Source organism: Ruegeria sp. R13_0, assembly GCF_017743995.1.
Lineage (GTDB): Bacteria > Pseudomonadota > Alphaproteobacteria > Rhodobacterales > Rhodobacteraceae > Ruegeria.
Map to the genome: position 1 here is coordinate 131,544 of NZ_JAGHRB010000008.1, position 13,534 is coordinate 145,077.

The 13,534-nt window shown below is 57.3% G+C and carries 10 protein-coding genes; 2 read left to right on the top strand and 8 right to left on the bottom strand.

Annotated elements, in window-relative coordinates:
* Window positions 1–5: 5 nt before the first annotated feature.
* From J7394_RS12280 to J7394_RS12290, 3 genes are read right to left on the bottom strand one after another with little or no spacing between them, the layout of a single operon-like run.
* Window positions 6–1,334: an HlyD family type I secretion periplasmic adaptor subunit gene (locus J7394_RS12280; protein WP_209253376.1), complete on the bottom strand. Its 1,329-nt coding sequence runs from the start codon at window positions 1,332–1,334 to the stop codon at window positions 6–8.
* 2 nt (window positions 1,335–1,336) lie between these two features.
* Entirely contained in the window at window positions 1,337–3,427 is a 2,091-nt protein-coding gene (locus J7394_RS12285; RefSeq protein WP_209253377.1) for an ABC transporter transmembrane domain-containing protein, read from the bottom strand.
* Window positions 3,424–5,130 carry an ABC transporter transmembrane domain-containing protein gene (locus J7394_RS12290; RefSeq protein WP_209253378.1) on the bottom strand — a complete coding sequence of 569 codons (1,707 nt, stop codon included), beginning with the start codon at window positions 5,128–5,130 and terminating at the stop codon, window positions 3,424–3,426. The genes J7394_RS12285 and J7394_RS12290 overlap by 4 nt, the downstream gene beginning before the upstream one ends.
* Before the next feature lie 180 nt (window positions 5,131–5,310).
* Between J7394_RS12290 and J7394_RS12295 the strand changes: the two genes are divergently transcribed.
* On the top strand, window positions 5,311–8,862 hold the full coding sequence (locus J7394_RS12295) for a PA14 domain-containing protein (RefSeq protein WP_209253380.1): 3,552 nt from the start codon (window positions 5,311–5,313) through the stop codon (window positions 8,860–8,862).
* A gap of 12 nt (window positions 8,863–8,874) precedes the next feature.
* Here the strand turns inward: J7394_RS12295 and J7394_RS23120 are convergent, their stop codons facing one another.
* Genes J7394_RS23120 through J7394_RS12320 form a run of 5 tightly spaced genes read right to left on the bottom strand, consistent with a single transcriptional unit; the run spans window position 8,875 to window position 12,110 of the window.
* Complete coding sequence (locus J7394_RS23120) at window positions 8,875–10,227, bottom strand: DUF4384 domain-containing protein (RefSeq protein WP_209253382.1); 1,353 nt, start codon at window positions 10,225–10,227, stop codon at window positions 8,875–8,877.
* Complete coding sequence (locus J7394_RS12305; protein ID WP_209253384.1) at window positions 10,224–10,634, bottom strand: biopolymer transporter ExbD; 411 nt, start codon at window positions 10,632–10,634, stop codon at window positions 10,224–10,226. Before J7394_RS12305 ends, J7394_RS23120 begins: the two co-directional genes overlap by 4 nt.
* Window positions 10,631–11,059 (bottom strand): biopolymer transporter ExbD, encoded by a 429-nt coding sequence (locus J7394_RS12310; protein WP_209253386.1) that lies wholly within the window; start codon window positions 11,057–11,059, stop codon window positions 10,631–10,633. The genes J7394_RS12305 and J7394_RS12310 overlap by 4 nt, the downstream gene beginning before the upstream one ends.
* Before the next feature lie 10 nt (window positions 11,060–11,069).
* The gene (locus J7394_RS12315) at window positions 11,070–11,690 is read right to left on the bottom strand and encodes a MotA/TolQ/ExbB proton channel family protein (protein ID WP_209253388.1); all 621 of its coding nucleotides are present in this window, start codon (window positions 11,688–11,690) and stop codon (window positions 11,070–11,072) included.
* Window positions 11,691–11,693: 3 nt separating this feature from the next.
* Window positions 11,694–12,110, bottom strand: coding sequence for a hypothetical protein (locus J7394_RS12320; RefSeq protein WP_209253390.1), 417 nt, complete (start codon window positions 12,108–12,110; stop codon window positions 11,694–11,696).
* Window positions 12,111–12,477: 367 nt separating this feature from the next.
* On the opposite strand from J7394_RS12320, the gene tssA reads away from it, so the two are divergent.
* Window positions 12,478–13,524, top strand: coding sequence for a type VI secretion system protein TssA (tssA, locus tag J7394_RS12325; RefSeq protein ID WP_209253391.1), 1,047 nt, complete (start codon window positions 12,478–12,480; stop codon window positions 13,522–13,524).
* Window positions 13,525–13,534 lie beyond the last annotated feature (10 nt).

A 13,534-nucleotide genomic window follows, 5' to 3' on the forward strand; every position in this document is an offset into this window, starting at 1 on the left:
ACGACTTACCTTTCATTGAAGGCCCGCTCCAAAGTCAATTGGACCGGTTTCAAAAGATAGCTGAGAAGCGTCTGCTCACCCGTTGTCATCTCGGCCACAACGGTCATACCCGCCTGCAGCGGACGGTTAAACGCACCGGTGCCGATTGTTGAGCCAGCCAGGACGAAGGAGGCCCGGAAATAGGTCTCGCCCGTTTGTTCGTCTGTCATGGGCAGGGGATGGACCGTCTGCAACCGCGCCTCGACCTTGCCAAAACGACGGGCATCGAACGTATCGACGCTGATGGCCACTGGGTGTTCCAAGGCTACATGCCCCACCTCGGAATTGGGAATGCGGGCCTCGACCATCAGGTTCTGCCGGGTCGGAAGCAGTTCGTATAGCGTTTCGCCCGAGGCAATAACCTCACCGGGATTGGGCGAGGCCACCGATTGGATCACGCCACGCACCGGAGCAGTCAGGCGCAGGTCGGCAAGCCTGGCCTCCACGAGTTTCTGCGAGGTCTGCAACTGGTGGTGCTCGTGTTCCAGTGCGTTGATGCGTGTCAGCACGTCCTCTCTCAGCGTCAGGGCCTCTTCCGCGAGGGCCGCTTTTGCAAGGGTCAAAGCGTTGCGCGCCTCCGCGACGCGGACACGGGCGTCTTCGGCAGCCGCGCGCATGGCGTCGACTTCGTCTTCTTCTTCCAGAAAATCACTGAGAGATTTTAGTCCCTGCGTCTGCAGCTTCGCGTACCGATCCAAGACCTGCTCTTTCTTTTTGACCCTTTGGCGCGCGAACTCGGCGGCGTCTTCAAGAATCTGCAGTGTCTTGGCTTGCTGCTCAATCGAAACACGCTGAACCTTCTGACTTTCCATGAATAGCTCAATACGGGCTGCAGCCGTCGTCAGACCTGATTTCCTAAGCGTTTGTATCTCGGTGGTCGTCTGCCGAGCATCGCCTTCAAGCATGGCAAGCACGGCCCTTGCATTTCCTAGATCCCGCGCGACAGAGGAGGCTTGCGCGGACAGGACCTCCATCTCTTGTGTTAGTTCTGGGTGGTGCAACTCGACCAGGACATCACCGATTTCCACAGTTTGACCGTCCTGCACATGGACTGAACGGACAATCCCGCCTTCCATGGTTTCGATCTGAACATAGTGGCCTATCGGAACGATAGTGCCCGGCGCGCGTGTGATCTGTGGCACCTCGGTCCGCCATGACAAAGCGATCAGACTGGCAAGAAAACCGGTGATAGCAAGCGCGAGAAACGCCGCAAACCGAGGCGCGCGGGCACGCTTTCGTCGAGCGCTGCGGTCAAGCGGTCCTTCTCGGTTTGCGGACTGTGTGCGGAAAACCATCTTCAAGCTCCAAGCGTTTTCAGGGCGGCTAACATCTTCTTGCGCCCGACTTCTCCGGTGTCGTTCACAGCAACCTGGCCCGCGTTGAGATAGATTAAGCGATCGGCAATGTTCAGAAACGAACGATCTGCTGTCGCGATGATCACCGTGCGATTTCTGGCCTGCTCCTTGACCCAGGTTTTGAATGCCTGCCGGCGCGTGTCGTTCAGCCCATTTGTCGGTTCCGAGAACAGATAGACCGAGGCTGGTCGCGCCATGCTGCGTGCAAGGGTGAGAGATTTCAAAATCTCGTCGGGCATTTGCGAAAGGGCTTCGTCGGAAAGGCGCGTCTGCACACCGTCTGGCAAAATGCTGTGCCCTTGTCGTAAGCCCATCCGATCCAGCGAGTCTTGAATTTCCATGTCGGAAAGGGACGGCGCAGCCAAACGAAAATTCTGCGCAACTGTGCCGTAGAAGAGGGATTTCTCGTAGGTGGCATAGGTGACCGATTTACGCAGCTCGTCCCGTGCGATTTGGCGGATGTCGATCCCGTCATGTTCGATCGTTCCCCCAATCGGGGATGCCAGACCATCGATCAGATCCAGAACAGCAGTCCGAGCGGCCGTGTCGCTGCTGAGCATGACCACGAGTTCACCAGGATTAAATGCCATACTGATTTGCGACAGGATTGGTGGGCGAAGTGGGTCCGGGCGATGTGTCACTGAGGAAAACGAAATGGAACCGTTCAGTGCTTTTTGGTGGGACAAGCCGAGCCCAAGCTCCATCTCTTGCGGCAGGGACAGCACCCGGTCTGCCTGCTCGCGACTGGCCTGGAAAGACAAAAGCTGCGGAAATCCGGAATACAGCGCCTGTAGTGGTCCAAAGATCTTTGACACCAACGCGATTGAGGCGATCAGAGCGCCAAAACTCAATGACCCGGACGTGGCGGCATGTGCGCACAAAATAATTGCACCGGTTGTGGCCAAGGCCGCAAGCGTTTGCCCCAATGACTGCGCAAGTGCTTGGAATTGCCGAGCGCGCTTTGTGCTTTCCTCACCGGTTTCGATCAAGGGCATGCAGCGCTGGAGCCACCGCGTTTGCATGCCGAGGCTTGCGAAGGCGCCTTGATGGATGATCGCGTCTTGTACCGCCAGCTGGCTGTGCGCGGCGTCCTGTGCCGCTTTCTTATCAAGTTGTTTCTGGCGCGGGATCGTGATCAATCTCAAGATGGCCAAAGCCACTGCCAGCCCAAGTGTCCAAAGCCCAACGCTTGGCGCAAGATAGAGCAGAACGGCAAGGAACAGTAGGGCAAAGGGCAGGTCCAGAAGCGTGGTGATCATCTGCCCGGTAAACATCTCTCGCAGGGTCTCGAACTGGCGGAACCGGGACAGGTGCTGGTTCACGTCTGAGCTTTGCATTTGGCCCAGTGGCAGCGACATCAGCTTTCGGAACAAGGCTGTCATCAGCTTTTGTTCGCCGCGCCAGCCAATATATGTCAGCGCGCGCGTGCGCATGTTGCGAAAGCCCATGTCTGTTGCCGCGATGACGGCGACCCCAACGGCCAGCGACAGCAGCATATCAACCGATCCCGACGGGATGATCATGTCGTAAACGGCCATGATCAGCAGCGGGGCGAAAAGGCCCAGGATGTTGCTGAGCATGGAGACAAACAAAAGACCCGGCAGGATCGGGCGGAGGTCACGAAAGGCCTGTGTTACGGTGATCTGCGTTTTCGCGCTGAGGTCAAAGGCAAAATGGTCGATCCGAAACAGGGTGCACAGGTGACAGGGAAGCTTTTGGAACCGTGGATTTTCCGCCGTTGCATCGTCAACCAGCACATGCGCGCCTTTTCTGTCCAGCGCGAGAAAAGCTGGCCCATGATCGGGTACGACCAAGGTCGGGCAGTCAGAGGCTGCGATCTCGTGCATCCGACACCTGACGTGTGCGAATGGTATTCCGAGATTTTCCAGGGTTTGTTTGATGTCCCCCGGCTGCAAGCGTTGGGAAAAGTGCGGAAACGCTTCGATCAGGCTGTCTCGGTCATGTTTCCAACCGCTTGCCTGCAGTAGCGATTGGAAAAGCTGAGTGGTTTTTTCAATCGTCAAAGTGGTCATGCGGCACCTCTCTTAATGCGGCACGCTTCATCAGTGTCCTGATGGGCATCCTCTTGCCATTGAAGCAGATCGGAGGTCTGGGGATTGCCCAGCTGGGCGGATTGATCTGTCAACTGCCGCAACCGGGGGTCGGGGCTTGCGACCACCAAAGAGGGGCGTGGCGACAGCGTTTTCAAACAGGTGGCCAAGGCCTGGCGCTCCGGCGCGTCCAGAACAGACGAAGGTTCATTCATCAGTAATATCTGAGGGCGCAACGCAAGCGCTCGAGATAGCGCGATCAGTTGTCGGTTGACCGGATCGCTCTCAAAACTCGATCCCTTGCCAAGCTGGGTATTGTAGCCTTCCGGCAGCCCGTGAACACGCTGCTCCAAACCAAGCGTGGCAGCGATCTGTTTGGCATATTCAGCCCTTTCGGCGCCGCCAAACGCGGTCAGATTGTCCAGCAAGGTTGCTGAAAGGATCGCAGGGTCGCGCTCCAGCGCCACTATCCCGCCCCGACCAACAAGGGCGGGCCGTTCAGTTGTTGCAACCTCATCAATCAGGCAAGAGCCAGCGTTGGGCTTTTGGTTGCCCTGAATGGTCGCAAAGAGGGCATCGACCATCCAGCTTTCTTCCGCCTCTATCAGTATTCCAGTGCCAGCTGGCACGTGAAAATTCACGGGGCGACTAGCGATCTCTTTGTTTTGCGGGTGCAACAAGCATAGCCCTCCGACCCGTAGATCACCCTTCAGTTTTTTGTGCCCGATCCAGCTTGGCAGTTGCTGAGAGATACTGTCCATTTCGCGTAGTTTCCGCCGGGACAAAGCGACACTTTCTGACTGAACCCAGATCGCCATGATTTTGGTCAAAGGCTGAATGATACGACCATTCAAAAGCATACAGGCCGCCAATTCGGCGATTCCGATCATGTTCTGAATGACCAGATACGCCCCCAGCAAGCCCATTGCAGCAACCATGATCTGCCCGAAAACAGCGCCAAAATTCTGCGCAAAGCCTGAGAACAGGATCAGCTTGCGGCTGACGTCTACGGTCTGGTCCTCCAGCAACTCAAACCTTCGGGCCATCTGAGGCTCCATCCGGTTGGCTTTAACCGTGGACAGGCTGGACAGCAGGGCCGATAGGAACGCATATCGACGGGTATCCAGCGCCTTGCGACGCTCAAACAGGGACCACTGAAGGTGTTTCATCACCCCCGCAAACACCAAAACGATGCAGAACGCAGCGGCCGGGACCAGAACCAACCACCCTCCGATCAAGCCGATCATGAGGGCGAACAGGATCGTAAAGGGCAGATCAATGGCGAGCGTCTGGCTCTGACCTGATTGGTGTTCTCGCAGTTGGTTGATCGCCATGTATCGGTCGAAATAGGTACTGGCGGTATCCTGAGCGAAACGGATCGGATTTGCGTTCAAAACCTGTTCAAGGAACCGGCGCTGACGGGCGATGGCACTTTCTTCGGCTGCGGTCGTCAACAGAACAGAACGCGCCCAACGCAACGCAAACTCAAGTCCTGCACCGATCACCAGTGCCCAGGTCAGGATTCGTAACGTATCGGTCGATTGAAAGGGGATGATGCGGTCGAAGATCAGCAGAATGGTGATTGGCGCCAGAAGGGACAAGATATTCAGGGAAAGCGACGCCGCCAGAAGCGGAATACCCATCCGCAGCCTTGTTCTGCGCTTGACTGCTTTGTTCGCTTTCATGTGTTCACGTCCATTCATTTGTCCCCAAGTTCTGGGGTCGAGGCTTTTAAGAACGTGTAAACATCAGGTCGCGTGATGCGCTGAATTTAGAAAAAATTGCATGTATTTCAGTAACTTTCGAGAAAGCTCCGCGTGCTACTGGTTTTTGGGAATCGTCTTTAGGTAAATCGGGGTTTTGCGATGAAAAAGCCGGACATCAATCTGAATTTTCAAGCGAATTCCGCGAAGTCTGCGCAAAGCGAAAAGCAGGATATTGCAGAACATCTTTCACGGGCACCTGCAAGTTCGGCTGAGGACCCGACCAGGAGTACTCTGCATACGGGCGAACAGGCGCAAGGGGTGCTGGATGAAGCCCAGATCAATGGCGGGGCCCCTTCGGCTGGTGTCAATTTCGCTGAAAACGCGATGGTTGAAAAAAGTGCTGATTCAGACAGAACAGGCGCACCGCAAAACGTTGTCGCGCGGGCTAATTCGTCTGTGAACACAAGCCGATCTGGCGAAAGTGGGCAATCGGACTATCAAGGGATGGTCTCCTCTGCGGACACAACTGTCGGACCGCTTCCTACTGCCGATGTATCGGCCGAGTTGCCTGAACTTTCGGCTGCGGTCGAGCCGAACGCGCCCAACCCTCCGACAATTTCTGCGACTTTGCCCCCTCAGTCATTGGAAGAACAAAACCAAGCCCCCAAAGATGTCATGCTCGACGGCTCAAGCCTATCAGAGAATGATGAAGGCGCGGTGGTCGGGACCATTACGGTGTTTGATCCAGATTCGGATGGGCCGCATCAGTTTGAGGTGTCTGATCCTCGGTTCGAAATCGTCGACGGTCAGTTGCGGTTGAAGCCCGGCGTTGCGCTCGACCATGAAGACGCAGGCAGTGTTGAGGTGGATGTCACCGTTACGGATGAGGGCGGGTTGAGCTTGACTGAGCGTTTCACAATCGACGTTGCAGATGTGAACGAAGGCCCGGAAACTGTGTCTTTGGACAACACAACCCTAGCCGAAAACGCGATGGGGGCGACGGTCGGAAACATTTCCGTCGTGGATCCTGATCTGAATGACACCCAAAGCTATGAGATCTCGGATGAACGCTTTGAAATCTCGGACGGGCAATTGCACTTGCGACCCGGTATCTCGTTGGATCATGAGGCCGAAGATCACATTGAAATCAGTATCAAAGCGACCGACGCCGGAGGTTTGAGCGTCACCGAAACATTCTCGATATCGGTTCAGGATATCAACGAAGCGCCGATTGATCTGACTGTTCAAAACGGAACAGAAAACCTGATCCGGAACGGCAGCTTTGAGGAATTCGACCTTGCACAGGGCCGGTGGAGGGGGTTTGACGATGATCAATCCGGTGCCTGGACCGATGCCAACGGGATCGAGATATGGGACCGCCTAGGAGGGCTGCAGGCCTCGGACGGTGATCAGGTAATGGAGATGGACCATGGCTGGGGCATGGATAGCATCTCTCAGGTTGTGCAGACGCAAGAGGGGCAGCTCTATGATCTGGGCCTCGACCTGCGCGAACGCCTTGCGAATGGCACCGATACGGTTGAGGTGTATTGGAGCGACACTCTGGTTGCAGAACTTGATCCCAAATCGTCGGATTGGGAGACGTTCCAACTACAGGTTGTCGGTACGGGTCAGGACAAGCTGGAACTGCGTGAGGCCGAAGGCCAGAATGACTCCTATGGCGCGTTGGTTGACAATATCACTCTGACCGAAGCGCAGTTGACCGTGGCTGAACATGTCGCGGGTGCCGTGGTTGGTCAGGTTCGGTTCGATGATCCCGATCATGGTGATACGCACCGTGTCGAGGTTTCGGATGACAGGTTCGAAGTGATTGGCGGGCAGCTACGTCTGAAACCGGATGTGGCGCTTGATCGCATTGAGGCTGAGGCCTTGACGGTTGATGTGACTGTCGTTGACGAAGGCGGGCTAAGCACGACCGAGACATTTTCGATCTCTGTTGCAGACAGGCCCGACATGTCGATCAGCACCGGGTTTCACGCCAAATATTTCGATGTCGACCACAGCGTAACGCGACTAGAGGACGTGAACTGGGACGCGCCCGCCACGCATCAAGAGGTTACGACGGAGATTGACTACGAAGTTGGCCGCGGGTCCTTTTGGGAAGACGGGTCACGAAACACGTTCGGCGTTGAGGTCACCGGAACGGTACAGGTTTCCGAGGGCGGGATGTTCACTTTTCATCTCGGAGCAGACGAAGGCGCGATGCTGATTGTTGATGGAGTGCCGGTTATCAACGAGGACGATTCACATGGATATCAAACACGGTCGGGCCAGATTGATCTCGAACCCGGAGCGCATGCTATCGAGGTTCGCTATTTTGAGAATTCGGGCGAAGCAGGCCTGAAACTGGAATGGGATGGCCCCGGCCTTGACGGCCGACAGCTTGTTTCGGCCCCGGATGTCGCTCAGGCGCAGGTCGTGGCGGGGACTCCGCTCGCTTTCGATATCGACACAGCAGCTCTGGAAATTGGCCACGATACCCTTTTTTCCTTGGATGGATTGCCGTCGGGAACGCAGGTTGAAGTGGACGGTCAGACCCATGCTGCCGGTCCAGACGGGACAGTAGAAATGGGCAGCTGGCAGGGGGGCGCGCTGACCATACAGCCTCCATTCGATTTCTCGGGCTCTATTGATGTGGGGGTACGCTCCTCCACTCCAACCGAATTAGGTGGTAGCCAAGACGCTGTCCAGACAGTGTCACTCGAGGTTCACCCGGCGCAGGTTTTTGCCCCGACTGCGCAAGTGACTGGAGGATTTCAGGCCCGTTACTTCGACGTGGAAAGTAGGCTGTCAAAATTGGACGACATTGATTGGAGTGCCGACCCGACACACCAGGAAATTGTGTCTGAAATTAACTACAAAAACAGCGCTGACTCGTTTTGGGAAGGCGGATCAAAAGACACATTTGGCGCCCGCTTGGAGGGGCGCATTTCGGTCGAAGAAGGCGGCACATACACGTTCTTTGCCGGAGGGGATGATGGCGTCGTATTGTTCGTCAATGGTATCGAGGTGATCGAGAATGATGGTCTCCACGCCTATAGGACCCGAGCCGGTCAGATCGAGCTCGACCCGGGCATCCATGATATCGAGGTTAGGTATTTCGAAAATTACGGGCATGCGGGGCTAAAACTGGAATGGGATGGCCCTGATACAGAGGGCCGCGCCTTGGTGCAGGCGGACCCGGGACTGGCGATTGAAGAAAACGGGACCTTGGCGCTTGGCATTGACCTTGCGGGCGCAAGTGAACAGGCGGACGTGGCAATTGAGGGGTTGCCAGCCAACAGCCTGATCGTCGGTACTGAGACGGCGGTGATGTCGAATGGGGGGCTGGTTGATGTAACAGGCTGGGATATCGGCTACCTTGAAATCTCGCCGCCACCGGGGTTTGAGGGCGCAATTGAGGGCCAGATCGTGATCTCGGATACCGGCTTTAACGGCGCGCCGGTGACATCGACAACGGCGTTTTCGATGGAGGTTGGAGATGTTGTTACGCTTACGAAACTCGACGCGCCGGATGAATTCGAGTTTTTTGCGAATGCCTCGGGCAACGGGGATGTAGCATCTTGGGATGCTGATTCATCCGATGCCGCGCAGGACGACGCTGACGATGTTCTGAATGAAGACGTAATCTCGCCCTCACATTCCGAGATCACGAGTATCGAGACAGAGGCCTATGAAAGGGTCGATTGGTAGTCCGTGGCTGGGTTATTCGGACGTGGTTATGAAAAAATAGACCCATTCGCCTTTGAATTCTGGGTCCTTGGCGCTGGCGTCAGCGACTCGGTCCTTGAGAAATTCAAGGTAGGGTCCCGCCGGTTCGATCAGGGGTCTTTCCTCTTCAAAGAGGGGGGTCGACGCCGCAAAGGCCACTGCGATTTCTTGTCCGTATGGAGGGCCGATAGTTATGAAAAGGCCGGGGTCGCCTTGTTTTTCAGCGCCAACTTTGAATGCAGATTTGGCGGGTGTTCGCGCAAGAGGGACCGATGCGTTTGGGCTAAGGTGTATGACCTGACCGTCGGCGTCGAAATAGTCGACATAGATATAGGCGTCGTAGTCGGCTCCGGTCAGATCAAGGACCAGTTGCTGACCTGAAGCGTAGCGAAACTCTCGCGTGTGAATATCATCTCCCACCAATAAGGGGTTGGTGATCTGGTCAGTAGATTGTGGCAAGCCCACATCGACAATCCCGCTGAGCGCGCCGCATTGGGGTCGGGGAAGGATCAGCAGATTGTCTGTGACCTGAATATTGGCCCCCATCTGCGCCTGAAGCGCCGACAGGACAGGCCCGCGAAGGCCGTTTTCTGGGATATGACCGATCAGTTCGAGCGTATTTGTTTCTGGACGGAACTGCACCTGAAGGCGTGAGCAGGGTACCTGGGCCAGCAGGCCATCTATGCCATCACGCAGGTCTTCAGCTGCTTGGCCCGCATCTTCGGGTCGCGTGAAACTTTGAAAGGCAGCGAGGCTTACGGGATCAATCGGGGAATCGCCGGTTGCCGAAAACACATCAGCTGCCTTGGCCTTTGGGACGTCCGGTTGGGTTTGGATCAAAGCGACGGGCTGCGCCTGCACCGCCTTAGCGGCATCGAAAGAAGGTTGAGTCACCGCCACTGTATCTGTCGGTGCGCGGTTGGATGATAACGTGGTCGTTGGCAACTCGGCTGAGGCCAGAGATACCGCAACCGCCTGTTCGGCAACGACAGGTTGCGGCTTGTCCGGAACGGCCGCCAGAGCTTGCGTTTGGTTGGCCACCTGGTCGCTGGTCGCGAGGCTTAGGGCATTTGCGGCAATCTCTGGGGCCGAAGATTGTGAAATAGAGCCCTGCGCCAATCGCGCGCCGCTTGTTTCTTCGGTTGAGGTCGCCTCTGCATCCGGCTGCGTCTGCGCTGCGGTGCTTTGTTTCACCTGATGCGCCGAAAGCTGCATCCTTGTTTCCGGTACGGGCTGCTCGATCACGGGTTCAGGCTCCGTAGACCAAAGCAGAACGACCGCAGCCACTGCGTGAACGGCAACCGAACAGAACAGCGCGACGCCCCATATCAGCGGAGTGCGCGTCACCGGACCGGTCCCGGAGGTGTAACGACCAGCACCACATCCCGCGCGCCCATCGCTTCGAACTTGGCGATCAAGGGCAAGACCTCACGCAGGGCGGCAGCCTGATGGGCGTTTATCCGCAGCAGCAGGTCCGGCTGTTCCGTCAGCGCCTCCTCGACCGATAGTGCGATCTGATCCGCCGAAAGTTCTGTTCCGTCCAGGGCCAATTGGCCATCAGCGCTCACCGATAGGGTCAATCCTCCTGCTGGCATATCCGCTCCGGATTGCGACACCGGCGGGGTCACGTCGAATGGCGCGGTGGCGTCCATGCGTCCGATCAGCATGAAGAAGACCAGTAGGAAAAAGACGACATCTATCAGGGCGATGATGGTCTCGGGGTGATGGCGCGGGGCGGGGCGGGTGATCCTCATGGGCGCGCCTCCAGCCGGACGACGCGCATGTTGGTCACGCCTGCGCGGGTGACGACGTCCATGACAGTAACCAGCGCCTGCATGCGGGCACTGCCGGTGGGTAGAACGATCACCGGAGTTGCCGGGGCCTGGGCTATCCTGTCGGACAACAGTGACTCAAGCGCCTCAGAGGTCAGCGCTTGCCCGCGGAAATAGGGCGCTCCGTCGCTTCCGATACGGATCACCACGGCGCTGGCGGGTTCACCCGAGGTGCCGGAGGCTGCTGGGCGATCCGATTGAGCCAATGCCGGGATCATGTCGAGGTTCAGATAAGTCGAGGTCACCATGAAGAACACCAGCAGGATCAGCATCACGTCGATCATCGGCACCAGCGAGATCAGGGGCCGTGTCGGTCTGCGTCTGTTCAGGCTAGGCTCGGTGGACATGTGTGAACCCTTACTGCGTGCCGCGTTCCTCGATCACCATCAACTGCCCGACCGCGTTCTCGATCGCCTGAGCGCCCGCTTCTGCGCGGCCCGATAGCAGCGATGCCCCGACAGCGGCGGGGATGGCAACCAACAGGCCGGCGGCGGTGGTCAGCAATGCCTGCCAGATTCCGCCCGCAAGGACCGAGGCATTGGCCGCGCCTTGCGCCAGCTCCAGCTCCTGAAATGACTGGATCATACCGGTCACAGTCCCCAACAGGCCAAGCAGGGGCGAGATCATTGCGATCAGCTCTAGCACGCGAATCCATGTGTTCATGGCCGCGAATTCCTGATTGCCGCGACGAATAAGTTCGGCCATCAAAGCGGGTCCCTTGAACCCATCGTTCAGCGCCTGCATGGCATAGGCGCAGACGCGATCAGCCGGAGATTTCCCCGCAGCGACGGCGGCCTGTGCCGCCTGCTTGTCGCCCTTGGACCATTGCACCAGCGCCGTGTCCCTCGCGCCTTCGCCGGACCGAACCGGGGCCAGTTGCATCGCCTTGATGACAATCAAAGTGACAGAGAGCAGCGACAACGCGCCAAGGATTGCGATGATTGGGCCTCCTGCGCCCAGTGTCTCGAGCCCGAACATGATCTATTGCGCCAGATTGGCTGAGGTCTTGCTGCCCAGCGCCAGCAGTGGAAAGCAATCCAGAGGTTCGGCGTTCTGGGGCTTGCAGGCCGGCAGGTCATGCAGCAGCACCTCCGAGATATTGGAGCATTCAATCTCGGGGATTTCGAACAGTTTCAGAACGGTGCGTTGAACGGGCAGGGGGGCCGCGTCGATGGACAGCAGCCGGTCGATCACGCCATCGCTGTCGAGGATGGCCAGCGACATCTCGAATTCTTCGAAACTGTTGTCAGTCTGGTTGCGAAACAGGAAGAACGCGCGGCATCCTCCGCCATCGGCGGGTTCGAATTTGTTCAGCTCGATTCCTAGGCGGCCCTCATCGGCCTGCGCGATTGCGGCCATCAGTGTCAATGCAACTGCGCCGAAAAGCGATTTTCTCATCTTCCTACCTCTGCTGCCGGTCGTTGAACCCGCATCCGATGTCTTGCGTCGCGGGTCTTAGCACTGAACATTGCAGAAACAGGGCGCATGCGGGAAGATATTTCTGCAATGGGTCACGTTCGCGATGGAATGATGAACTTGCCCTAGCGTAAACAAACGGTACGGCGGGTCGGGAAAATGTGTATATTGACCTCGACCTGGTCTGCGCATTGCGACCGATTAACCACACAAACCGCAGAGGAAACGGGAAGTGTTTGCGAGTTTCGCCATCATGTGAACTAATTCATACACAAGATTGCAGGCGCTGCTGTAAGCGATTCAACAAGAACAACAAGCTGCGATCGAACAGGACGGTATTGGGAATAAAATGGACCTTTCATCTTATCTGGAGCCCAGAGACGACGAACCCCCCAGCGGAGAAAATCTGGAATACGATCCGGCCTTTACGGACCTAGAGATCGCGGCCCAGCCGGGCGAAGAGCGTCAGATGGGCGATGAGGTCGTCGCGGCCGAAGAACAGGACTGGCGCGATGTCGAGGAAAAGGCCCTCGCCGTCATGGAAAAAAGCCATGACATTCGCGCTGCGATCTATCTGGCCGAGGCTGTTTTGCACACCAAAGGTCTGCCCGCCTTTGCCTCGGCTGTGGGCTACGTGAAATCTCTGCTGGAAGACAATTGGGAGACCTGCCACCCCGAGCTGGACGAAGACGACGGCGATGCCACCATGCGTATCAACGCGGTGCGCGGTCTGGCCTCGTCCGATCGGATGGTACGCGCCTTGCGTCGGACCGCTTTGACAGACAGCCGCATGTTCGGTCGGATGACCCTGCGCCATCTAGATGTCGCCGAGGGTCGCATCAATATGCCCGCAGATCTGGACGACGCGCCGGATGCAACCGGGGTTGCCGCCGCGTTCAAAGACACCGATGACGAGGTGTTGGAGGCCAATGCCGATGCGGCGTCCGCGGCTCTGGATGATGTCGAGGCAATCGACGCTGTATTCAGCGACAAAACTCCCGGCGAAGGTCCGGATCTGACGCCTCTGTCTGATGCGCTGAAAAGCATTAAGCAGGCGTTGGCCAGCTATGCCGATGTCGGTGAGGCCGAAGAAGTCGACTCCGGCGACGATGACAGCCCAAGCAGCCCATCGGGTGCCCCGGCCGCGCCGATGGCGTCGGGCGGTGGCGGCGGTGGGGCGATCAACACGCCCGAAGATGTCACGCGGATGCTGGAACGCATCATGGATTATTATGCCCGGTGCGAGCCCTCCAGCCCGCTGCCTATTCTGCTGGAACGCGCCAAGCGCCTTGTGAATGCCGATTTTCTGACGATTATCGAAGATATGGCAAAAGAGGGTCTGGACGAGGTGCGCCAGATCGGCGGCATAAAAGAAGACGACGATGACGATTATTGATCCGTTTGGG

Excerpts from the sequence above, each read along its gene's own strand:
- J7394_RS12280 (WP_209253376.1), bottom strand. The coding sequence starts at position 1,334 with ATGGTTTTCCGCACACAGTCCGCAAACCGAGAAGGACCGCTTGACCGC.
- J7394_RS12285 (WP_209253377.1), bottom strand. The coding sequence starts at position 3,427 with ATGACCACTTTGACGATTGAAAAAACCACTCAGCTTTTCCAATCGCTA.
- J7394_RS12290 (WP_209253378.1), bottom strand. The coding sequence starts at position 5,130 with ATGAAAGCGAACAAAGCAGTCAAGCGCAGAACAAGGCTGCGGATGGGT.
- J7394_RS12295 (WP_209253380.1), top strand. The coding sequence starts at position 5,311 with ATGAAAAAGCCGGACATCAATCTGAATTTTCAAGCGAATTCCGCGAAG.
- J7394_RS12305 (WP_209253384.1), bottom strand. The coding sequence starts at position 10,634 with ATGAGGATCACCCGCCCCGCCCCGCGCCATCACCCCGAGACCATCATC.
- J7394_RS12310 (WP_209253386.1), bottom strand. The coding sequence starts at position 11,059 with ATGTCCACCGAGCCTAGCCTGAACAGACGCAGACCGACACGGCCCCTG.
- J7394_RS12315 (WP_209253388.1), bottom strand. The coding sequence starts at position 11,690 with ATGTTCGGGCTCGAGACACTGGGCGCAGGAGGCCCAATCATCGCAATC.
- J7394_RS12320 (WP_209253390.1), bottom strand. The coding sequence starts at position 12,110 with ATGAGAAAATCGCTTTTCGGCGCAGTTGCATTGACACTGATGGCCGCA.
- tssA (WP_209253391.1), top strand. The coding sequence starts at position 12,478 with ATGGACCTTTCATCTTATCTGGAGCCCAGAGACGACGAACCCCCCAGC.